Here is a 21,304-nt window from a genome sequence, read left to right as displayed (position 1 = left end):
GACATGGACTGCGCCGGCCGATGAGCAGCCTGACGCGGCTCAGCTTTTTCTACGTCGCGATGTATCTCGGGACAGGCGTCAGCCTGCCCTATATCGGCACCTATCTTCGCGATCGCGGCATGAGCGGCGCAGCGATCGGCTTGATCCTGGCCATCCCGATGCTGGCCCGGCCCTTCACCGGCCCGGCCCTGGCGGTGTGGGCCGACGGCTTCGCCCTGCGACGCTCGCCGATGGTGTTATTGTCGCTGGGCGCGGGACTTGGCTACGCGGCCCTGCTGATCGCGCCGGGCGCTCTGGGCCTGGCCATCGCCTGGATGATCGGCCAGACGCTGCTGTCGACGGTTTCGCCCCTGGTCGACGTCATCGCTCTGCGGCGGGCGCGGACCGAGGGGTTCAACTACGGCCTGCCAAGGGGTACAGGCTCGGCGGCCTTCATTGTCGCCAATCTGATCATGGGCGTCGTGCTGGCGGTCGCCACGCCGGCCATCATTCCCATCTGGATCGCCGCAGCGGCTTTCCTGACGGCTCTGGCGGCGGCGGTGTTCGTCCCGCCTGAACGCGTTCATGCCGAGGGCGCCAAGCCCGTCGGATCCGAACGCTGGAAAGGCCTTGGCTCACTGCTGCGCGACCGGACGTTCCTTTTGGCCGTCATGACCGCCGGCCTGATCCAGGGCGCCCATGCCTTCTACTACGGCTTCTCGACCATCCTCTGGCGGGGGCAGGGGATTTCCGAGCCGATCATCGGCCTGCTGTGGGGCGTCGGCGTCGCCGCAGAGGTGGCCTTCATGTGGTTCCTGGAGCCCTGGCGCCGCAAGGTGGGGCCGGAAAAGCTGATGATCCTGGGCGGCGCGGCGGCGGTGCTGCGATGGGTGGCCTACGCCTTCGCGCCGCCGCTCTGGATGCTGTTTCCGATGCAGCTTCTGCACGCCCTGACCTTCGCGGCCAGTTTCCTGGCCTCGCTTCGTCTGATCGAGAAACTGACTCCGCCGGCCAACGCCTCGGCCGCCCAGGCGATCAACTCGGCCCTGTCGGGAGGCTTCACCCTGGGCGTCGCGACCCTGTTCGCAGGGCCGCTGTTCGACGCTTTCGGATCCTACGGCTATCTGGCCATGGCGGGTGTGGCAGCGCTGGGTCTGGCCGGCGCCATCGCCCTCAACCGCCGCACCGGCAGCCGTCAGATGTCGTAGTCGATCTCCTGGCCTTCCAGCCAGGCCACGATCCGTTCGGCGGCCTCGACCGGGCTCATGGTCGTGGTGTCGATGCGAAGCTCCGGCGCTTCGGGGGCCTCGTAGGGGCTGTCGATGCCGGTGAAGTTCTTGAGTTGGCCCGCCCGGGCCTTGGCGTACAGGCCTTTGACGTCGCGCTCCTCGGCCACGGCCAGCGGCGTGTCGACAAAGACCTCGATGAACTCGCCGCCCTCGAGGATCTCGCGGGCCATGCGGCGTTCGGCGCGGAACGGCGAGATAAAGGCGGTCAGCACGATCAGGCCGGCGTCGACCATCAGCTTGGCCACCTCGGCGACCCGGCGGATGTTCTCGACCCGGTCCTCCTCGGTGAAGCCGAGATTCTTGTTGAGGCCATGACGGACATTGTCGCCGTCGAGGAGATAGGTGTGACGACCCAGGGCGTGCAGACGCTTTTCGACCAGGTTGGCGATGGTCGACTTGCCGGCCCCCGACAGGCCGGTCAGCCACACGACCTGGCCGCGCTGGCCCTTCAGGGCGGCCCGAGATTGTTTCGTGACGTCCGTATGTTGCCAGTGAATGTTGTCGGCGCGGCGCAGGGCGAAATTGATCATGCCGGCGCCGACGGTGCGGTTGCTGATCCGGTCGATCAGGATGAAGCCGCCCAGTTCGCGGTTATCGGCATAGGCTTCGAAGGGCACAGCCTGGTCGAGCGACAGGTTCACGAGCCCGATCTCGTTCAGTTCCAGCCGCTTGGCGGCGGACTTCTCAAGCGTGTTGACGTTCACCCGGTGCTTGATCTCGGTGACGCTGGCCCCGACGGTCCGGGCCCCGATTTTCAGCAGATAGGCTCGGCCCGGGGGCAGGGGCTCGTCGTCCATCCAGACGACGGTGGCCTCGAATTGTCCGGCCACGGGGCTGGGCGCATCGGCGGCGACGATCAGGTCGCCGCGCGAGATGTCGATCTCGTCGGTCAGGGTGATGGTCACCGACTGGCCGGCCACGGCCTGGGGCAGGTCGTCGGGCAGGGTGACGATGCGCTCGACGCGGCTTTCGCGGCCCGAAGGCAACACGCGGATCCGGTCGCCTGGCTTGACCACGCCCGAGGCGATCAGGCCCGAGAATCCGCGGAAATCCAGATTGGGGCGATTGACCCATTGCACGGGCAGACGGAACGGCTGGGCCTGCAGATCGTCCTCGACCTGAATGGTTTCCAGCCAGTCCATCAGGATCGGGCCGTCGTACCAGGGCGTCGCGTCGCTCTTGCTGGCCATGTTGTCGCCGCCCAGGCCCGAGATTGGGATTGGGGTGAAGACCGACAGGCCGATCTGATCGGCGAAGGCCCGGAAGTCGGCGACGATGGCGTCGAAGGTCGGCTGGTCCCAGCCGACGAGGTCCATCTTGTTCACCGCCAGGACGATGTGGCGGATGCCCAGCAGGCTGACCAGATAGGCGTGGCGGCGGGTCTGGGTGAGAACGCCCTTGCGGGCGTCGATCAGGATCACGGCCGCGTCTGCGGTCGAGGCGCCGGTGACCATGTTGCGGGTATATTGCTCGTGGCCGGGGGTGTCGGCGACGATGAACTTGCGCTTGTCGGTGGCGAAGAAGCGGTAGGCGACATCGATGGTGATGCCCTGTTCGCGCTCGGCGGCCAGGCCGTCGACCAGCAGGGCGAAGTCGATCGCGCCGCCCTGGGTGCCGACCCGCTTGGAGTCGGCCTCGAGGGCCGCCAGCTGGTCCTCGAAGATCATCTTGCTGTCGTACAGCAGCCGGCCGATCAGGGTCGACTTGCCGTCGTCCACCGAGCCACAGGTGATGAAGCGCAGCAGCGACTTGTGCTGGTGGGCGACCAGATAGGCGTCGATGTCCTCGGCGATCAGGTCGGAGGGCTTGTAAACGGTCATCTAGAAATAGCCCTCCTGCTTCTTCTTCTCCATCGAGGCGGACTGGTCATGGTCGATGACCCGGCCCTGTCGCTCGCTGCTGGTGGCCAGCAGCATTTCCTGGATGATCTGGGGCAGGGTGGAGGCGGTGCTCTCGACCGCGCCGGTCAGCGGATAGCAGCCCAGGGTGCGGAAGCGGACGCTTTTCATCTGCGGAACTTCGCCTGGGCGCAGCCGGAAGCGGTCGTCATCGACCATGATCAAAGACCCGTCGCGCTCGACCACCGGCCGCTCGGCCGCGAAATACAGCGGCACGATCGGGATGTTTTCGAGGTGGATGTACTGCCAGATGTCGAGCTCGGTCCAGTTCGAGATCGGGAAGGCCCTCAGGCTTTCGCCCGGGTGCTTGCGGGTGTTGTAGAGCTTCCAAAGTTCGGGCCGCTGGTTCTTGGGGTCCCAGCGTTGCTCGGCCGAGCGGAACGAGATGATCCGCTCCTTGGCGCGGCTTTTTTCCTCATCGCGCCGGGCGCCGCCGAAGGCCGCGTCGAAGCCGTACTTGGAGAGGGCCTGTTTGAGGCCCTCGGTCTTCCACATGTCGGTGTGAAGGGCGCTGCCGTGGTCGAAGGGGTTGATGCCCTTGGCCTCGGCCTCGGGATTCTTGTGAACCAGCAGGTCAAATCCAAGGTCGGCGGCGACCTTGTCGCGCAACGCGTACATGGCCCGGAACTTCCAGGTGGTGTCGATGTGCAGCAGCGGAAAGGGTGGCCGCGACGGGAAGAACGCCTTGGCCGCCAGGTGCAGCATCACGGCGCTGTCCTTGCCGATCGAATACAGCATGACCGGCCGTTCGCACTCGGCCGCCACTTCGCGCAGGATGTGGATGCTTTCGGCTTCCAGGCGCTGGAGGTGCGTCAGGCGGGCCGGCGAGATGTCAGTCATGAACGGTTCCGGCGAAGCGCTGGGTGCGATCGATGCAAGCTGGGTAGGGGCCAAAACAAGCGTCCGCAAACAGAATTAAATGCCGATCGTCGCCGAATTCGGCAACAGCGGGCTGTGTACTGGCGAACTAGGCAGCGCGAGGGCCCGGGGCAAGCGGTGGAATTCTAGGGGCGTTGTCAGCTTGGGTGGCGCCGAACTCTGCGATCATGACCGAAAGTTCACTCGGTTAAGCTGCGAGCCTGTCGCATAATGCCGTTATCGCACGGTGGGTCGGTCATGAGCTTTCTGGCGGAAATGCTGGCTATAGTTGTGGTCTGGCTGTCGTCTCTGGCGCTGGGCCAACTGGGCGTTGCGCTCGATGCCCACCCCGTCGCCAAGTCGCCGCCCGAACGCAAGGTTTCTCGTTCGCCGCGTGGATCCATGAAAAGTCCGGTGACGGTCGCTCCGCCAAGCGGGGCGTCGCAAACGGTCTGAAGCGGCGCCTCTGCCCTCCGCGACGACGTGAAGCCCTTAAAACTCAACCGAAGCCGCTTTGCGCGCGGGCTTTTCGCCGCTAGGTTCATTCTCTACGCGAAATAGGGGCAGGGCGCGCGTTGACTGTCTTCGCCCTTCGCTGACCGCCTTGGGACCCTGGCTGTGTATGAAGCCTAAGAAGCGCCAACCGCTCGATTTCTCCGCCGTCCCCGTGGAGGCGCCCGCAGAGGATCAAGTCTCCTCGTCCGAAGCCGCGTTGGCCGAGGACGAGACGGAGGCTGACGTCCTTGCGCCTGTCGATCCGCCGATGGGCGAAACGGACCTCGATCTGGAGATCTCGGCGCCAGAGCCTTCCTCACCTCGGGCGCGGGCCGCTTCGCGCCGGGGAAGGATTAGCGAACCTTCGCAGGCGTCGTTCGAGCAGCAACATCTGTCGGCCACGTCTCTGGCGACCAGTGCGGCTCAACCGCCGGCTCCCGTTGTCGAACCTGAGCGCGATACGGCCCCGGCCCGTGCCGAGACGCGCGACGCCACGGCGAACATGCGACGCTCCAGCGAGGCTTTCGACCTGCCCGATCGCTCCGAGCGCGGCCCCATGCCGGCTTTTCTTTTCTGGACCTTTGCGGTCGCCGCTGCGGCTCTATGGGCGCTGGCGCCCATTGCATTTGCGCTGGGCTATTCCCGCGATGTTCCGGCTCTGAAGGTGGAAGGCTTCGCCTTGACGGTCTTTGCTGGTCTGGCGATCGGACCGGCCTTGCTGACCTTGCTGGGCGCCTATCTGCTGCGTCAGGCTCAGGGCGTTTCGGCGGAGTTGCGTCGCACGCGCACCCTTACGGATCGTTTGGTTACGCCAGCCGTTCTGGCCGCCGCTGGCGCCTCGGGCGCGGTGGAAGCCATTCGCGCCCAGATCGATAACGCAACCCTGGCCGCTGATGAGGCGCGCGAACGCATCCTGTCATTGCGCCAGTCTCTAGCCGAAGAGACGGCGCGACTGGCCGATGCGGCGGCAAACTCCGCTCGCATGGCCAATCAGTTAGCGCAGGGCCTTGGCCATGAACGCCAGGCGCTCGAAACCCTGTCTTTGACGCTCGACACGCGCTCGACTGCTGTCGTCGACGCCATCGGCAGTCAGGCGCGGATGGTCGCCGAGGCCTCCGATCTGGCCGAAACCCAGCTTCGCGAAGCTGAAGCCGCGCTCGCGGCTCGCGCCGCCGATCTGGCCGCTGCCGCTGCCGAAGCCTCCGACGCGGCTCGTGTCGGCGCCGAGGACATTTCGCGTCAGATCGCGCGCCTGGAAACGGCGGGACAGGGCCTGGGCGACCAGATGAGCTCGGTCGAGAAGAATTTGGCCCAGCAGCGGGCGGCGCTGGTCGCCGCCAGTCAGTCGCTTCGGTCCGAGCAGGAAGATTTCGCGGCCGAGACGGAGACCCGTACGGCTCAGCTAACTGAGTTTGTATCCTACACCCGGGTCGGCGCCACAGAACTGAGCGATGTCGCTGCAATGGGGGCCGAGGTGCTGCGTGGCCTGATCTCGGCCGCTTCCGAGCAGTTCAAGGACATGGCCGAGAACGCCAAGGCCGAGCGCCAAAGCCTGGTCGAAGAGACCAGCAAGGTCCTCGCGGCGATCTCCGACGCCGCAGCTGGACAGCGCGAAGGGCTTGAAATCGAACTCAAGCAGGCGATGGAAGCCCTCGCGGCTTCGGCGCTGAAAGCCAGCGAGGGCGTGGACGCACGGGTCGAGTCGGCGCGTGGCCGCGTCGATCAACTCAACGAGATTGCCTTTGCGGCGGGCCAGAAGGCCGACACCGTCTTCGAGGCGCGTATGGAAGAGGCGCGCGACCTGATCGAGCAGTCTGCCCAGATGGTCGAGCAGGCCGGCGCCCGCACCGCCCAGAAGTTGGCCGAAGCCGTTCTAACTGCCCGCGGCACGCTCGGTGAACTCGAGGCCATGCTGGACGAAGTTGGCCAACGCACGGCGGACATGCCGGCTGAAGCGATGCAGAAAGCGGTCGAGGTTCGCGCCTCGATCGAAAAGGGCATCGAGGAATTGATGGCTGCCGCCCGCCGCACGGCGGAAGAAACGGCGGCGATCGACCAGGCGTTCCAGGATCGCGTTCGTCGCAATTACGATGCACTCAGCGAAGCCGCCGCCGCGATGGGCGGACCCTCTCCGGCGCGTCAGCCCCAACCGTCGATGACACGTTCAAAGGCCGCGCCTGTCGCGCCGCCGCAGATTGCGCCGCCCCCGCCGCCTGAGATGGATGACGACCTGCTGGCGGACGAGCCGGGACAGCGGCCCCGACTCCGTCTTACGCCTACGGCGACGGACGATGAGTTCCGATCGGTGTTCGACACCGCGGGCGGTCGTGGCGGGCCGGCTGCGCCCGAAGGCCCTGACGGGCAGAACTGGTCGTGGCGTTCCTTACTTTCTGGTATCGAGAACAGCTCACCGGGCGACGCGGCTCTGGGCGAAAAGCTTGCCGCCGAAATCTCGGCGATGGGCATCGACCCGCATGCCCTGTTGCCGCGCGGCCGGATCGACGAGATCGCCGCCGCCATTCAGACCCGAGACTCTTCCGGGGCGCGTGAGGTGGTCAAGCGTCTCGCGCCGGCGGCAATTCGCCGGCTTGTGCGGCGTCTGTTCTCGGACGCCACCCTGCGAGCCAATGCCGAGCGGTTCCTCAAGCGCTATGCGGGCATGATCGAGGAAGCGGGCGGTCAGGATCGCGAAGGCTTCCTGGTTGCGGCCTTGCTGTCGTCGGATGCCGGTCGCGCCTATCTGCTGCTGGACGCCGCGACCGGCGATCTGGCCTAGCCGCACGCTGATGCTGAAGCGCGTCTTCGACGTCGCGGCCGCCGCCGTGGGGTTATGGGTCCTGCTGGCGCCGCTTGCTGCGCTTTGGCTGCTGGTTCGTGTGACATCGCCCGGGCCGGCGCTCTACTGGTCCCAGCGGGTCGGCAAGGACTCGCGGCTGTTCTGGATGCCGAAGTTCCGGACGATGCGGATCGATACGCCGGAAGTCGCGACCCACCTGCTCAATGATCCTGACCACTGGCTGACCCCCATCGGCGCGCCTTTGCGTCGGCTCAGCCTGGATGAGCTGCCGCAACTGTGGAGCGTGCTGGTTGGCGATATGAGCCTGGTCGGCCCAAGGCCGGCCTTGTTCAATCAGGACGACCTGATCGCCGCACGGTCGGCGGCGGGTGTGGACAAGCTTCGCCCGGGCGTCACGGGATGGGCGCAGATCAACGGGCGCGACGAGCTCTCCATCCCCGACAAGGTCGCGCTAGACGCTGACTATCTGGCGCGGCGCTCGTTAGGGTTCGATCTTGTGATCTTGGTGAAAACGGTCGCCCCGGTCGTCACCGGCCGGGGCGTGACGCGCTAGTCGGAACTAGGCCAGATCGGCATAGGCCTTTTCGAGGGCCGCGATGAAGGCAGGGGTTGCCGCCAGGCTCGGCGGGAACATGGTGTCCAGCGCCAGGAACGCCGCAACGTCGGCTTTCGCGTCGCCCGAACAGATCGCGGCGATCGCGACAAGCTTGTCGGCCAGCGGATCGACGATCTTTTCTCCGGCCGCCGCGCGAAGGCACACGAAGCGCATCCAGGCGGCCAATGGGATGGCCAGCCGATCGACCGAACGCCCGGCCTTGAGCGCTTCGGTCAAGGCGCCCGAAATACGGAAGGGCAGTTTCTGCGATCCGTCCCACGCGATCTGCGCCAGAAGGTGCCGGATCTCGGGATTGCGGAACCGCTTGAGAATAGATTCGGCATAGACCGGCAAGTCTAGGCCGCGCGGAGCCGTCAGAGTCGGGATGATGTCCTCGATCATCAGACCGCGCGCGAGATTGGCCAAGACTGGGTCGCTCATCGCTTCGAACACCGTCTCGTGGCCGCGCAGGATACCGGCATAGGCCAGGGTCGAGTGCACGCCGTTGAGCAGGCGCAGCTTGGCGCGCTCGAAGCCGCGCACATCGTCAGTCAGGGTGACGCCGACACCGGCGAGGTCCGGCGCATCCGGGCCCAGAACATCTTCGACAACCCACTGCGTGAAGGCTTCGCGCTGGATCGGCCAAGCGTCATGAAGGCCCGTCGCCGTCTCGACCCGCGTCCGCAGAGCGTCGTCAGTGGCGGGCGTAATGCTGTCGACCATGGTGCGCGGAAAGCGGCCTTCGGCCTCGATCCAGGCGGCGAGCTCGGGATTGACCTTGGCGGCGAAAGTCGTCACGGCAGTCTTCAGTCGCCAGCCATTGTCGGCGAGGTTGTCGCAGGCGACCACGGCGTAGGGCGGCAGACCGATCGAGAAGCGTCGACGCAGTCCTTCGACCAGATAGCCGATCGCGCTGATTGGTTCGCGCGGGTTGGCGAGGTCATGGACAATATCGGGATGGCTTTCGTCCAGTCCGCCTTCGCTCGACAGGCAGTAGCCCTTCTCGGTCACGGTCAGTGTGACCATGCGGGTCATCGGGGCGGCCAGACGCGCGAAGACCGCCGGCGGATCCTCGGGCGCGACAAGCACCTCGACGATCGAGCCGATGATCCTGAAAGTGGTCTCCTGGTCGAGTTGGGCCAGGGTGTAGAGGCCATCCTGTGGCGCGAGGGCGTCGCGTACGCCCGGGCTTTTCAGCGAAACGGCGCAGATGCCCCAACGGGGATCCTTTGCCAGCAACTGGTCGAAATAGTAGGCTTGGTGGGCGCGATGAAACGCACCGGGGCCGAGGTGGACGACGCCGACGGTGATCCGGTCGCGGTCGTAAGCAGGCTGGGCGACACTCGGGAGCGCGGCCGGGCAGCTGTTGGCGCGAAGGCGGAGGGCGGAAGATACGGGAAGAGCCGTCACAGGGTCACACCACTTTTCCAGATGGCGATTTCACGCTCGCCGTTGAGTTCGGCATTGGTTGCCTTGCCGGACGCGGTCTCGATGACGAGATCCATCAGAGCCTCAGCCGCGTCGTCCATGGATTGACCAGACAGCACGACGCCGGCGTCGAAGTCGATCCAGCCAGGCTTGCGCGCTGCGAGGCCGCTGTTCGAAGCGATCTTCAGTGTCGGCGCAGGAAAGCCCAGCGGCGTGCCACGACCGGTCGTGAACAGGATCACAGTGGCGCCCGCCGCTGTCAGCGCCGTCGACGAGACCGCGTCGTTGCCGGGGGCCTCCAGCAGGGTCAGCCCATGGGGCCCTACGCGGTCGCCATAGCGGATCACTTCGACCAGGGCAGAGCGACCGCCCTTCTGCACGGCGCCTAGGGATTTCTCTTCCAGGGTCGTGATGCCGCCGGCGATATTGCCGGGGGATGGATTCTCGTAGATCGGCTGGTTGTTGCCGATGAAGTAACGCTTGAAGTCGTCGATCACCTGCACGGCGCTGTCGAACACCGCCTGGGTGGAGGCGCGCGCCAGCAGCATCTGCTCGGCGCCGAAAATTTCCGGAATCTCTGTGAGCACCGGTGTGCCGCCCGCGTCCGACACCTTGTCGGCGATACGGCCGACCAGGGGGTTGGCGGTGATGCCCGAAAAGCCATCCGACCCGCCGCACTTGAGACCGACCACAAGGTCGGAGACGGGGCAGGGCTCGCGCCTATCCTTTTCGGCGATGGCGATCAGCTCCTCGATCGCGGCCAGGCCATCCTCAAGTTCGTCGTCGACCGTCTGGGTGGTGAATGAGCGAAGGCGCGCGGTGTCGAGATCCGGAGCGCTTTCGAGCAGCGCTTTCAACTGATTGTTCTCGCAGCCCAGGCCCAGGATCAGCACGCCACCCGCGTTTGGGTGCGCAGCGAGAGCGGCGATGAGTTTGCGGGTGTGTGACAGGTCGTCACCCAATTGCGAGCAGCCAAAGGGGTGCGGAAACGCGAAGACCCCATCCGTGCGACCCGCGAAGCGAACACTGGCTTTTTCGGCGATGCGGCGGGCGGTGTTTGCAACGCAGCCTACTGTGCACAGAACCCAGATCTCGTTGCGCGTGCCAACCCTGCCGTTATGGCGGCGATAGCCCATGAAGGTGCGATCATTGGGCGCGGCGACTGGCGCGGGCGTTGAGGACTGCCAGACATAACCTTCGACGCCCGAGAGCTTGGTCTCGACGTTGTGGATATGGACGTGATCGCCGATGGCGATGTCCATGGTCGCGCGCCCGATTGGCCATCCATACTTAAGCACATCGTCGCCGATGGCCGCTGTGCCGATGGCGATCTTGTGGCCCTTGGGCACATCGGCGCGGGCCAGAAGAGATCGACCGTGCAGGTCAAGCGTCTCGCCCGCCAGGATATCGCGCAGCGCGGTTGCGACGTGATCGCGTGGATCGACGTCGTGAATCGATTCGCTGCGAACAGAGCTTGCCTGGGTCATTCATGCCTTCGTGCGGTGACGTTCGCAGCCGCGAAACCTCGTTCGGCGGAATGGTAACCGGTGTCAGATCTGTTGCAAACGCTCGTTTCGTCCATTGGTGGCGACGGCGGCACGTGTAGAGTATGACGATGCAGAGCGCTCAAAGTTGCATGGAAACGTCGTGAACTCATCAAAACCGCCTATGCCGTCGCAGGGCGACAACGAACGCGAGGGTGGCCTTGAAGGGGGACGCAAGCGGGCCACGATCAATGACATCGCCAGGCTGGCCGGGGTTTCCAAGAAGACTGTCTCGCGCGTGATCAACCAGTCGCCTTTCGTGCGCGACGAGACTCGCGAGCGGATTGAGGCTGTTATCGCCGAGTGGGGTTACGCGCCCGATCCCCAGGCCCGAGGCCTGGCGTTTCGTCGGTCGTTCCTGATCGGCATGATCTACGACAACCCCAATCCGCAGTATGTCGTGAACATGCAGTTGGGACTGCTGGATGGTATGCGCGGCTCGGGTTTCGAACTGGTCGTGCACCCCTGCAACCGCGCCAGTCCCACCTTTCTGGCCGACGTCCGCACCTTCGTCGAGCGGCAGAAGCTTTATGGCGTTGTGCTGCCGCCTTCGGTTTCGGAAGACGAGCGTGTCGCCAAGCTGCTCAACGAGATCGGTTGTTCCTACATCCGGATCGCATCGGTCGAACTCGACAAGCCCGAGAACATGATCGTCGGTCACGACCGCATGGGCGCCGCGCAGGCGGCGCGGCACATCCTCGATCTCGGCCATCGTCGCATCGCCTTCATTTCCGGCCCTGAAACCTTCCGTTCGTCGCATGAGCGGCGAGGGGGCTTCGAGGCGGCCTTGGCCGAACGCGGCCTGAAGCTGGAGCCGAGTGACATCATTCAGGGCGCCTATACCTTTGAGTCCGGTGTGGCCTGCGGCGACGAACTTCTGGCGCGAACGCCCCGTCCCACTGCGATCTTCGCCGGCAATGATGAAATGGCGGCTGGCGTGCTGCAGTCGGCGCGCAAGGCGGGGCTGAATGTCCCTGCAGATCTCACGGTGGTGGGTTTCGACGATTTCCAGATCGCCCAGGCGGTCTGGCCGCCACTGACGACCATCCGCACGCCTACCCGCGAGATCGGGCGAATGGCGGCCGAGAAGCTGATCGACGCGGAACGCCGCGAGCGCCGTGAAGAGCGCGATCCCGCCCGCACCGAGCCGACCCTGGTCGTTCGGGAATCGTCTGGCCCCGCGCCTTCGGTGTAGGCTGACCTCACGAAGGGCTGGCTTGCATCCAAACATGACACCGGTTACCAAGCGCGGGTCAGAAGCGGTCGACTGATAAGCCGCTGGCTGGAGAGGAAGCAGGAGAAATCCATGGCCAGGCCGCTGATCTTCCACGACGATCGACTGTTCCCGGCAGATGAGCGTACGCGTTCTATCGCGCGCGAGCTCTACGGAGCGGTCAAGGCGTTGCCGATCATCAGCCCGCATGGCCACACCGATCCCAGCTGGTTTGCGACCAACGCGCCGTTCCAGGACGCCACCGACCTGCTCCTGGCCCCGGACCACTACCTGTTTCGCATGCTCTACAGCCAGGGGATCTCGCTGGACGCCCTGAAAGTGCGCTCCAAGTCGGGTGTTCCGGGAACCGACCCCCGTGAAGCCTGGCGTCTGCTGGCCCAGAACTTCCACCTGTTTCGTGGTACGCCGTCGTGGATCTGGCTCAACCACGTGTTCAGCCAGGTGTTCGGTTTCGAGGTGTTCCTCTCTGGCGAAACCTCGGATCTCTATTTCGACACCATCAATGATGCCCTTGCGACCGAGGCGTTCCGGCCCCGCGCTCTGTTCGACCGGTTCAATATCGAAACCTTGGCCACCACCGAGGGCCCGCACGAGAGCCTCAAGCACCACCACGCCATCCGCGACAGCGGCTGGGGTGGCCATGTGATCACAGCCTATCGTCCCGACGCGGTGATCGATTTCGAGGACGAGCGTTCGCCGCGCGCCTTTGAACGCTTCGCCGAAGTCTCGGGCCAGGACGTCCGCAGCTGGAAGGGTTATCTCGAAGCCCACCGCATCCGTCGCGGCGCCTTCATCGACGCAGGCGCGACCTCGTCGGACCATGGCCACCCCACCGCCGCGACCGCCGATCTTTCCACCGCCGAGGCAGAGGCCCTCTTCCTCAACCTGGTGAAGGGCGAGGTGACGCCTGAAAAGGCCGAGCTGTTCCGCGCCCAGATGCTGACGGAAATGGCCAAGATGAGCCTGGACGACGGGCTGGTCATGCAGATCCACCCCGGCTCGCATCGCAATCACAATGTCGGCCTGCTGAATTCGCACGGCCGCGACAAGGGCGCCGATATCCCGGTGCAGACCGAATACGTCAAGGCGCTGAAGCCGCTGCTCGGCAAGTTCGGCAACGACCCGCGCCTGTCGGTGATCCTCTTCACCCTGGACGAGACCAGCTACAGCCGTGAGTTGGCCCCGCTGGCCGGCCACTATCCGGTGCTGAAGCTGGGTCCGTCCTGGTGGTTCCACGACAGCCCCGAAGGCATGATGCGCTTCCGTGAGCAGGTCACCGAGACGGCGGGCTTCTACAACACCGTCGGCTTCAACGACGACACCCGCGCTTTCCTGTCGATCCCGGCCCGCCACGATGTGGCCCGCCGCGTCGACTCCTCGTTCCTGGCCCGCATGGTCGCCGAACACCGCATGGACCTCGTCGAGGCCCAGGAGCTGATCGTCGACCTGACCTACAACCTGCCCAAGCGCGCCTACAAGCTCGACCAACCCCGGCCGACGCCTTCGTCGGTCCAAGCCGCTCAATAAGATTTCCGGAGCACCACAATGTTCAGCAAGACCTATCACGCCACCCATCCGGACATGATGTTCTCGGTCAGCAATGACGATCTGCGTGATCGTTACCTGATGGACGGCCTGTTCGAAGACGACGGCATTGTCCTGCACTACAACCACGCCGAACGCTTCGTGATCGGCGGCGCCGCCCCGATCTCGAAGGGCGTCAAGCTGCCCGACCAGACCGAGCCCGCCTCGGCGGCTGGCCACCCCTTCCTTGAGCGCCGCGAACTGGGCGCCATCAATGTCGGCGGCGGCAAGGGCAAGGTCACGGTGGACGGCGTCGCCTATGACATCGAGCCGCGGGACGGCATCTACGTGACCATGGGCTCCAAGGACGTGGTGTTCGAGAGTGTCGACGCCGCCAACCCGGCGCGCTTCTATCTGACCAGCCTGCCGGCCCACGCCGCGTTTGAGACCAAGAAGCTGGAATTCGCCAACGCTGTCCCGCTGGAGCGCGGCGCGCTGGAGACCTCCAACGAGCGCACCATCTACCAGTACATCGTGCCGACCACCTGCAAGTCGGCTCAACTGCTGCTGGGCATGACCGTCCTGAAGCCGGGCAGCGTCTGGAACACCATGCCGCCCCACCTGCATGACCGCCGTTCGGAAGCCTATTTCTACTTCGATCTGGGCGCCAACGACCGCGTCTTCCACTACATGGGCGAGCCGGACGAAATGCGTCACATCGTGATCGCCAACGAGGAAGCCGTGATGAGCCCGCCGTGGTCGATCCACATGGGTTCGGGCACCTCGAACTACACGTTCATCTGGGCGATGGGCGGCGAGAACCTCGACTATACCGACATGAACGTGCTGGACATCTGCCAGCTGAAGTAGGGCTTTCGGGCTCATTTCTCTGCGGTTGTCATCCCGGATCGGCCTTTCAGGCCGTCCGGGATGACAAGATTTTTGAACAGGAACACACCATGGCCAATCCGTTCAGCCTCGAAGGCAAGGTCGCGCTCGTCACCGGCGCCAACACCGGTCTGGGTCAGGCCGTGGCTGTGGCGCTTGCGGAAGCCGGCGCGAACATCGCCGCCGCCGGTCGCAGGGAGCCCGCCGAGACCAAGGCCGCCGTGGAAGCGACCGGTCGCAGGTTCCTGTCGATCAAGGCCGACTTCGGTTCGATCGAGCCCGTCCAGCGCGTGATCGACGAGACCGTCGCCGCGTTCGGCAAGGTCGATATCCTGGTCAACAACGCCGGCATCATCCGCCGCGCGGACTCCATCGACTTCTCCGAAGCCGACTGGGACGCGGTGATGGATACCAACCTGAAGGTCGTCTTCTTCCTGACCCAGGCCTTCGCCAGGCAGGCGCTGAAGCAGGGTCCGGTCGACGGCGTCGCCGGCAAGGTGATCAACATCGCCAGCCTGCTGTCGTTCCAGGGCGGCATCCGCGTACCGTCCTACACAGCGTCGAAAAGTGGCCTGGCCGGCCTGACCAAGATCCTCGCCAACGAGTGGGCGACCAAGGGCATCAACGTCAACGCCATCGCGCCGGGCTATTTCGACACCAACAACACCGAGGCCCTGCGCAACGACGCCGACCGCAATGCCTCGATCCTGGCGCGCATCCCGGCCGCCCGCTGGGGCAAGCCGAGCGACCTGGGCGGCGCCGCCGTGTTCCTGGCGTCGCCGGCGGCGGACTATGTCCAGGGGATTACTCTGCCCGTGGACGGCGGCTGGCTGGCCCGTTAACGGCATAAAATCACGCAAATATTCGATGGTAGCGCGATCATCGTGCCGTCTGGGTTTGCCCGGACGGCGAAGCGCGGTAAGGGCGCCGCTACGTCAGCGCCGAATAGGGCAGGGCGTCTAGGTTCATCCTTCTGTAGAGGCGCCTCTGGCGTCAGCGGAGCTCGCTCATGCGTAACCCGGCCCTGTCGCTCGGCGGTGATCGTCCTACCAGCCGCCACGTCCGCCAGAACGCCAACCTGCTGAGCGACCTGCTGTCGGAGGCCATCGCCTATCTGGAGGGCGAGGAGTCCGCCGCCCTGGTGACCAAGGCCCGCAAGGCTTCGTCCCGCGAGGAAGAGGGCGGCGAAGCGCCGGTTCTGGACCACCTGTTCGCCGATCTGTCGAACGACCAGGCCGTGTTCCTGGCCAGGGCCTTTGCCAGCCATTCGCTGCTGGCCAATATCGGCGAGGATGTCGCCGGTCGCCGTCGCCACGCCGAGGCTGACGCCCAGCCGGGCGATGAGCGGCCCCGCACCCTGGTCGACGCCGTGGGCGTGCTGAAGGCCGGTGGCAAGACCGACGCCGACATCGCCAGGATCTTCGCCGCCATGAACGTGGTGCCGGTGCTGACCGCCCACCCGACCGAGGTGCGGCGTCGTTCGATGGTGGACCGCGAGACCGAGATCTCGCGGCTGATGGCCCTGCGCCGCCACCACCTGCCGGCCGACCTTGAGAGCGACATCCGCGAGCGGCTGTTCCGCGAGATCGCCCTGATGTGGCGCACCCGCCTGTATCGCCCCGAGCGCATCACCGTGAAGGACGAGATCCGCAACGCCCTGTCGATCGTCCGCACCTCGATCCTGCCTGCCATCATCGACCTGTACGGCGACTGGACCGCCCAGATCGCCCACAACGCCGAGCTGGCGCCGCTGCTGAAGATGGGCTCTTGGCTGGGCGGCGACCGCGATGGTCACCCCGGCGTCAATGGCGAGACCCTGAAACTGGCGCTCAGTTCGCAGTCGCGGGTGATCCTCGACTGGTACGCCGCCGAGGTCCGCAAACTGTGGTCCAACCTGGCGATCTCGACCGCCTATACGCCGGTGTCCGACGAGCTGATGGCCTTGGCTGGCCAGGCCACGGATCCGTCGGTCCACCGCATCGATGAGCCCTATCGCCTGGTGCTGGAACTGATCTTTGATCGCCTGTCGGCGGTGTCCCAGAAGCTGACCAACCAGTGGGTCGCTTTCGCCAACGGGCGGACGGACGTTGAGCCCTATGCCCATCCCGACGCCTTTGTCGCCGACCTGTCGATCGTCATCGACAGCCTGGAGCGCAATGGCGGCGAGCGTCTGGTCGGAACGGCCCTGCGGACCCTGGTCGAGGTGGCCAAGGCCTGCGGCTTCCACCTGATGAGCCTGGACCTGCGCCAGAACGCCGATGTTCATGAGCGCACGCTGCACGAGCTGTTCCAGCGGGCCGGCACGGGGGTTCGCTATCTCGACCTGCCCGAGGAGGACCGCTGCAAGGTCCTGATCGAGGAGCTGTCGCATCAGCGGCCGCTGGTTTCGCCGTTCACCGCCTATGGCGAGGAGACCCGCCGCGAGCTGGCGACCATGGAGGCCGCCGCCCAGGCGGTGCGCGACTATGGCCACGGGTGCCTCGGCGCCTATGTGATCTCCAAGTCGGCGACCCTGTCCGACATCCTTGAGCCGCTGGTCCTGCTCAAGCAGGTGGGTCTGGTCTGGGGCGGCGCCGCGCCGCGCTCGTCGGTCAAGATCAGTCCGCTGTTCGAGACCATCGAGGACCTGGAGCAGGGGCCCCGGGTCCTGCGCCAGTGGCTGGAGCTGCCGATCAGCCGCACCATCCTGGGCGACCGGCCGGTGCAGGAAATCATGCTCGGCTATTCTGACAGCAACAAGGACGGCGGCTATGTCGCCTCGCGGCGCGGCGTGGCCCGGGGCGCTTCGGCCCTGGCCTTCGAGGCCGACCGGATGGGCGTCGGTCTGCAGCTGTTCCACGGCAGGGGCGGCAGTGTCGGACGGGGCGGGGGGCCTGCCGCCGAGGCGGTGATGGCCCAGCCGGCCGGCACCGTTCAGGGCCGCATCCGCATGACCGAGCAGGGCGAGATGATCGCCCGCCGCTTCGGCGACCAGCCCACCGCCCGCCGCAACCTGGATGGCCTGGCCGCCGCCGTGCTGATGGCCAGTGATCGGCCCATCGTGCGTCCCGACCCGAAGGTCGAGGCGGCCATGACCGCCCTGGCCCAGGCCTCGTTCGAGGGCTATCGGGCCCTGGTCTATGACGATCCGGCCTTCGAGGACTTCTTCTGGTCGGCCACGCCGATCGGCGAGATCGTCGGCCTCAACATCGGGTCGCGCCCTGCAAGCCGGACCGCCAGCCGCAGGATCGAGGACCTGCGGGCCATCCCCTGGGTGTTCAGCTGGTCGCAGTCTCGGTTCATGTTGCCCGGCTGGTACGGCTTTGCCTCGGGGGTCGAGCGGGCAGGGCTGTCGGTCCAGCAGTTGCAGGACCTGGCCGGCGGCTTCGACTTTTTCGCCTCCCTGCTGTCGAACATGGAGCTGGCCCTGGCCCAGAGCCATATGGGCATCGCCGCCCATTATGTGGCCCTGTCGACCGATCCGGCCAATGCGACCCGGATCTTCGAAACGATCAAGGCCGAGCACGAGGCCGCTCAGCGCCTGGCCCTGACCATCCGGGGCGGAACGTCCCTGCTCGACAACCAGCCCGAGCTGGCCGAGTCGGTCGCCCTGGCCGGTTTGTCGGTCGATCCGCTGAACCATCTGCAGCTGGAACTGCTCTCGCGGCGTCGGGGCGGAGACCTGGACGAGGCCGTCCGTTTGGCGATTCAGCTGACCGTGGCCGGGATCGCGGCGGGTTTGCGCAACACCGGTTAATCGTCGGTCGCTGAATTCTTCACGATTTCAAGGATCTAGTGAGTTTAGGCAAGCGCTTCAGGACGCTTGCCTAAACCACGGGTTTCTGATTATCTGCGCAATGACACCGGTGGCGCCACGAGCCTGTCTCGAAATGACACCGGTATCATTACGGTTCGGAACGACGTCGTCGGCCCGTCTCGTTGCGGCTCTTTTGAGCTCGCTCCTGCGCAAACTTCGGGGCGTCGGGTCTGACTCGACGCCCTCACTTTTACGAGGGCGGGTGACGAAGAGGACATTGGGGAAGGAAACAAGGCGGCGCGAACGCGCCTTTGTTTGACGTGGCGGCAGCCACGGAGTGGCGTCCGCGCGCGACGCGGTCTAAACGATCGCCCTGAGCCAATACCGGCGAAATCTTCCCTGCGACGGGTCCTTGAGGGGGCCCGCACGCACGAACGATGCTTTTGGAGGACTATGTGATGGTGAAAGATCGTATGGCGGTTCTGACCGCCATGATGGACCAGGGTGTGATCCCGGTTTTCTATCATCCCGACGCCGAGGTCTGTAAAAAGGTCATCCAGGCCTGCGCCGACGGCGGCGCGCCCTGCATCGAATTCACCAACCGCGGGGACTTCGCCAGCCACGTCTTCTATGAAGTCACCAGGCACTTCGCTACGGCCGACGAGCGCGTGATCATGGGCGTGGGCTCGATCGTCGATGCGCCGACCGCCGGCATCTACATCGCCAACGGTGCCAAGTTCGTGGTCGGCCCGATCCTCAACGCCGACGTGGCCAAGGTCTGCAACCGCCGCAAGATCCCCTATTCGCCGGGCTGCGGTTCGGCCTCGGAAATCTCGTACGCCGAGGAACTGGGCTGCGAGATCGTCAAGGTGTTCCCCGGCTCGTCGGTCGGCGGCCCCGATTTCGTCAAGGCGGTGCTGGGCCCGATGCCCTGGACCCGCATCATGCCGACGGGCGGCGTCGATCCAGACGAAGCCTCGGTCAAGAAGTGGTTCGGCGCGGGCATCGTCGCCGCCGGCATGGGCTCCAAGCTCATCACCCCTGAAATGCTCGAGGCCGGCGACTATGCCGGCATCACCGCCAAGGTCCGCGAGACGGTGGATCTGATCAAGAAGGTTCGTGGGAAGGCCTAAATGACCGACAACATCCTCAACATCCGCCCGGCTTCGGAAACGAAGTGGGATTGCGCGTCCTTCGGCGAAGTGATGCTGCGCTTCGACCCCGGTTTCGGCCGGGTTCGCAACGCTCGCCAGTTCAACGTCTGGGAAGGCGGCGGCGAATACAATGTCGCCCGCGCTTTCAAGAAGTGCTGGGGCAAGCGCTCGACCGCCGTCACCGCCCTGCCGGTGAACGATCTGGGCTGGCTGGTTGAGGATCTGATGATGCAGGGCGGTGTCGACACCTCCCACGTCATCTGGCGCGACTTCGACGGTCTGGGCCGCAACACCCGCGTGGGCCTGAACTTCACCGAGAAGGGCTTTGGCGTTCGTCCGGCCCTGGGCTGCAGCGACCGGGGTCACTCGGCCGCGTCGCAGATCCGTCCCGGCGAAGTGAACTGGGAAAAGCTGTTCGGCGAAGAAGGCGTGCGCTGGTTCCACACCGGCGGCATCTTCGCGGCCCTCGCCAGCAACACCGCTGAAGCCGTGATCGAAGCGGTCGAAGTGGCCCGCAAGTACGGCACCGTGATCTCCTACGACCTCAACTACCGCGCATCCTTGTGGAAGTCGCAGGGCGGCAAGGAGGGGGCCCAGAAGGTCAACCGCCACATCGCCCAGTATGTGGACGTGATGATCGGCAACGAAGAAGACTTCACCGCCTGCCTGGGCTTTGAAGTCGAAGGCCTGGACGAGCACATCAGCGCGATCGATCCGGCCAACTTCAAGAAGATGATCGAGACCGCCGTAACGCAGTTCCCGAACTTCAAGGTCGCCGCCACCACCCTGCGCAACGCCAAGACCGCCTCGGTCAACGACTGGTCGGCGATCCTGTACGCCGGCGGCGAGTTCTATTCGTCGATGATGCGCGAAAACCTCGAAATCTATGACCGGGTCGGCGGCGGCGACGGCTTCGCCTCGGGCCTGATCTACGGCTTCATGGAAGGCAAGGGCCCCCAGGCCGCCGTCGAGTACGGCGCGGCTCACGGCGCCCTGGCCATGACCACGCCTGGCGACACCTCGATGGTGCGCAAGGAAGAGGTCGAGGCGGTGATGAAGGGCAAGGGCGCGCGGGTCATCCGCTAGTCCGTCAGTCGCCCCATCCGCGGCGGTCTCGGCTCTTCGGCCGGGATGACAAGATCGTTGAAGCCCTCGGTCGAAAGATCGGGGGCTTTTTCGTGAGCGGCGGCTAGGGCTCGCTGGCGTGCAGCGGCTTCTGCGATGTGGCGCTTTGTGATCGCGAAACTCAGGCGTTGGACCCGCGCCCTGAATTCCTTGGTGCTTGTGGAGGTCCAGCTTGTCTCGGGATCGTAGCCGGCGCGTATCAGGGCGCGGGTCTTGCTGCGGGGCATGGTGGGGTTCCTTTCCGATTAGACGAGATCCTCCCCTCTCGGGGGAGGTGGCCCGGAGGGCCGGAGGGGGCTATCTGGGGGGATGCCGAATAGGCCCCCTCAGTCGGCCTTGCCGACAGCTCCCCCAGAGGGGAAGCATCTTGATCGGGCACGGCTTCGCTGCCTCGCGCTTCCGCTGCGAAGATCGGGGAGGGGGGCGGAGCGTCCGGGCCGCGCCCGGAGAACTTTGAAAAAATACCGTTTCGACGCAGATCAGACGCTCCGCGTGATCGCTTTTTCGACGGCGACCGGTCCTTGGGCGCTATTGACGCCGAACCGGTCTCAGCCGCCGACGGCGGGCAGGGCCAGCAAGCCCCGTCCCGGACCGCGAACGTTTCCGCCCGCCTGCCGCGCTCGCCAACCCCGTACATCCCACGTCGTTTCTGTGCTGCAAGGCCGACCGCCGCCAGAGGAATGCAGAGTTGCGTTGATCCCCCCACGGAGGGTCAACGCCGTCGACGAGCGCTCTCCGCTCGACCACACGCCAGGGCCGC

General features: G+C 65.5%; 16 protein-coding genes. 11 read left to right on the top strand and 5 right to left on the bottom strand.

What is annotated here, in order from left to right; all coding sequences use genetic code 11:
• Nucleotides 1-20 precede the first annotated feature (20 nt).
• Nucleotides 21-1,187, top strand: coding sequence for an MFS transporter (locus ACN2C8_RS10100; protein WP_419251635.1), 1,167 nt, complete (start codon nucleotides 21-23; stop codon nucleotides 1,185-1,187).
• Here ACN2C8_RS10100 and cysN read toward each other — a convergent pair.
• Both cysN and cysD read right to left on the bottom strand, forming a co-directional pair.
• Nucleotides 1,175-3,088 carry a sulfate adenylyltransferase subunit CysN gene (gene cysN / locus ACN2C8_RS10095; protein WP_419251634.1) on the bottom strand — a complete coding sequence of 638 codons (1,914 nt, stop codon included), beginning with the start codon at nucleotides 3,086-3,088 and terminating at the stop codon, nucleotides 1,175-1,177. The two genes, ACN2C8_RS10100 and cysN, sit on opposite strands and share 13 nt — an antisense overlap.
• A complete protein-coding gene (gene cysD, locus ACN2C8_RS10090) occupies nucleotides 3,089-4,006 on the bottom strand; it encodes a sulfate adenylyltransferase subunit CysD (RefSeq protein WP_419251633.1) in 918 nt (305 codons plus the stop codon).
• A gap of 276 nt (nucleotides 4,007-4,282) precedes the next feature.
• Here cysD and ACN2C8_RS10085 point away from each other — a divergent pair, with 276 nt between their 5' ends.
• The 3 genes from ACN2C8_RS10085 to ACN2C8_RS10075 all read left to right on the top strand — a co-directional run bounded on the left by ACN2C8_RS10085 (nucleotide 4,283) and on the right by ACN2C8_RS10075 (nucleotide 7,869).
• Entirely contained in the window at nucleotides 4,283-4,480 is a 198-nt protein-coding gene (locus ACN2C8_RS10085) for a hypothetical protein (protein WP_419251632.1), read from the top strand.
• A 166-nt stretch (nucleotides 4,481-4,646) separates the two neighbouring features.
• On the top strand, nucleotides 4,647-7,295 hold the full coding sequence (locus ACN2C8_RS10080; protein ID WP_419251631.1) for a polar localization protein TipN: 2,649 nt from the start codon (nucleotides 4,647-4,649) through the stop codon (nucleotides 7,293-7,295).
• A 13-nt stretch (nucleotides 7,296-7,308) separates the two neighbouring features.
• On the top strand, nucleotides 7,309-7,869 hold the full coding sequence (locus tag ACN2C8_RS10075) for a sugar transferase (protein ID WP_419255860.1): 561 nt from the start codon (nucleotides 7,309-7,311) through the stop codon (nucleotides 7,867-7,869).
• Between the two features lie 6 nt (nucleotides 7,870-7,875).
• On the opposite strand, the gene ACN2C8_RS10070 is transcribed toward ACN2C8_RS10075, so the two are convergent.
• Nucleotides 7,876-9,321, bottom strand: a complete 1,446-nt coding sequence (locus ACN2C8_RS10070) for a mannitol dehydrogenase family protein (protein WP_419251630.1) — start codon at nucleotides 9,319-9,321, stop codon at nucleotides 7,876-7,878.
• Complete coding sequence (locus ACN2C8_RS10065; protein ID WP_419251629.1) at nucleotides 9,318-10,826, bottom strand: UxaA family hydrolase; 1,509 nt, start codon at nucleotides 10,824-10,826, stop codon at nucleotides 9,318-9,320. The genes ACN2C8_RS10070 and ACN2C8_RS10065 overlap by 4 nt, the downstream gene beginning before the upstream one ends.
• 181 nt (nucleotides 10,827-11,007) lie before the next feature.
• Here ACN2C8_RS10065 and ACN2C8_RS10060 point away from each other — a divergent pair, with 181 nt between their 5' ends.
• From ACN2C8_RS10060 to ACN2C8_RS10030, 7 genes are all read left to right on the top strand, one after another.
• Nucleotides 11,008-12,078 carry a LacI family DNA-binding transcriptional regulator gene (locus tag ACN2C8_RS10060; protein WP_419255859.1) on the top strand — a complete coding sequence of 357 codons (1,071 nt, stop codon included), beginning with the start codon at nucleotides 11,008-11,010 and terminating at the stop codon, nucleotides 12,076-12,078.
• A 111-nt stretch (nucleotides 12,079-12,189) separates the two neighbouring features.
• On the top strand, nucleotides 12,190-13,644 hold the full coding sequence (gene uxaC, locus ACN2C8_RS10055; protein WP_419251628.1) for a glucuronate isomerase: 1,455 nt from the start codon (nucleotides 12,190-12,192) through the stop codon (nucleotides 13,642-13,644).
• 18 nt (nucleotides 13,645-13,662) lie between these two features.
• Nucleotides 13,663-14,511 carry a 5-dehydro-4-deoxy-D-glucuronate isomerase gene (gene kduI, locus ACN2C8_RS10050; protein WP_419251627.1) on the top strand — a complete coding sequence of 283 codons (849 nt, stop codon included), beginning with the start codon at nucleotides 13,663-13,665 and terminating at the stop codon, nucleotides 14,509-14,511.
• Nucleotides 14,512-14,600: 89 nt separating this feature from the next.
• Nucleotides 14,601-15,371, top strand: a complete 771-nt coding sequence (gene kduD, locus ACN2C8_RS10045; RefSeq protein WP_419251626.1) for a 2-dehydro-3-deoxy-D-gluconate 5-dehydrogenase KduD — start codon at nucleotides 14,601-14,603, stop codon at nucleotides 15,369-15,371.
• Between the two features lie 167 nt (nucleotides 15,372-15,538).
• A complete protein-coding gene (ppc, locus tag ACN2C8_RS10040; protein ID WP_419251625.1) occupies nucleotides 15,539-18,265 on the top strand; it encodes a phosphoenolpyruvate carboxylase in 2,727 nt (908 codons plus the stop codon).
• 458 nt (nucleotides 18,266-18,723) lie between these two features.
• Nucleotides 18,724-19,398: a bifunctional 4-hydroxy-2-oxoglutarate aldolase/2-dehydro-3-deoxy-phosphogluconate aldolase gene (locus ACN2C8_RS10035; protein WP_419251624.1), complete on the top strand. Its 675-nt coding sequence runs from the start codon at nucleotides 18,724-18,726 to the stop codon at nucleotides 19,396-19,398.
• Nucleotides 19,399-20,505, top strand: a complete 1,107-nt coding sequence (locus ACN2C8_RS10030) for a PfkB family carbohydrate kinase (protein WP_419251623.1) — start codon at nucleotides 19,399-19,401, stop codon at nucleotides 20,503-20,505.
• On the opposite strand, the gene ACN2C8_RS10025 is transcribed toward ACN2C8_RS10030, so the two are convergent.
• Entirely contained in the window at nucleotides 20,502-20,771 is a 270-nt protein-coding gene (locus ACN2C8_RS10025; protein WP_419251622.1) for a hypothetical protein, read from the bottom strand. The genes ACN2C8_RS10030 and ACN2C8_RS10025 overlap by 4 nt on opposite strands.
• Between the last annotated feature and the right edge of the window lie 533 nt (nucleotides 20,772-21,304).

The organism is Caulobacter sp. ErkDOM-C (genome assembly GCF_048541825.1).
GTDB lineage: Bacteria > Pseudomonadota > Alphaproteobacteria > Caulobacterales > Caulobacteraceae > Caulobacter.
The sequence above is the reverse complement of the archived record's forward strand: the minus strand, read 5'-3'. Positions and strand labels throughout refer to the sequence as shown.

What these genes read in the sequence shown, in the direction of transcription:
- ACN2C8_RS10035 (WP_419251624.1), top strand. Translation starts at nt 18,724, where the DNA reads ATGGTGAAAGATCGTATGGCGGTTCTGACCGCCATGATGGACCAGGGT.
- ppc (WP_419251625.1), top strand. Translation starts at nt 15,539, where the DNA reads ATGCGTAACCCGGCCCTGTCGCTCGGCGGTGATCGTCCTACCAGCCGC.
- ACN2C8_RS10100 (WP_419251635.1), top strand. Translation starts at nt 21, where the DNA reads ATGAGCAGCCTGACGCGGCTCAGCTTTTTCTACGTCGCGATGTATCTC.
- cysD (WP_419251633.1), bottom strand. Translation starts at nt 4,006, where the DNA reads ATGACTGACATCTCGCCGGCCCGCCTGACGCACCTCCAGCGCCTGGAA.
- kduI (WP_419251627.1), top strand. Translation starts at nt 13,663, where the DNA reads ATGTTCAGCAAGACCTATCACGCCACCCATCCGGACATGATGTTCTCG.
- uxaC (WP_419251628.1), top strand. Translation starts at nt 12,190, where the DNA reads ATGGCCAGGCCGCTGATCTTCCACGACGATCGACTGTTCCCGGCAGAT.
- ACN2C8_RS10025 (WP_419251622.1), bottom strand. Translation starts at nt 20,771, where the DNA reads ATGCCCCGCAGCAAGACCCGCGCCCTGATACGCGCCGGCTACGATCCC.
- kduD (WP_419251626.1), top strand. Translation starts at nt 14,601, where the DNA reads ATGGCCAATCCGTTCAGCCTCGAAGGCAAGGTCGCGCTCGTCACCGGC.
- ACN2C8_RS10065 (WP_419251629.1), bottom strand. Translation starts at nt 10,826, where the DNA reads ATGACCCAGGCAAGCTCTGTTCGCAGCGAATCGATTCACGACGTCGAT.
- ACN2C8_RS10030 (WP_419251623.1), top strand. Translation starts at nt 19,399, where the DNA reads ATGACCGACAACATCCTCAACATCCGCCCGGCTTCGGAAACGAAGTGG.
- ACN2C8_RS10085 (WP_419251632.1), top strand. Translation starts at nt 4,283, where the DNA reads ATGAGCTTTCTGGCGGAAATGCTGGCTATAGTTGTGGTCTGGCTGTCG.
- ACN2C8_RS10080 (WP_419251631.1), top strand. Translation starts at nt 4,647, where the DNA reads ATGAAGCCTAAGAAGCGCCAACCGCTCGATTTCTCCGCCGTCCCCGTG.
- ACN2C8_RS10060 (WP_419255859.1), top strand. Translation starts at nt 11,008, where the DNA reads ATGCCGTCGCAGGGCGACAACGAACGCGAGGGTGGCCTTGAAGGGGGA.
- cysN (WP_419251634.1), bottom strand. Translation starts at nt 3,088, where the DNA reads ATGACCGTTTACAAGCCCTCCGACCTGATCGCCGAGGACATCGACGCC.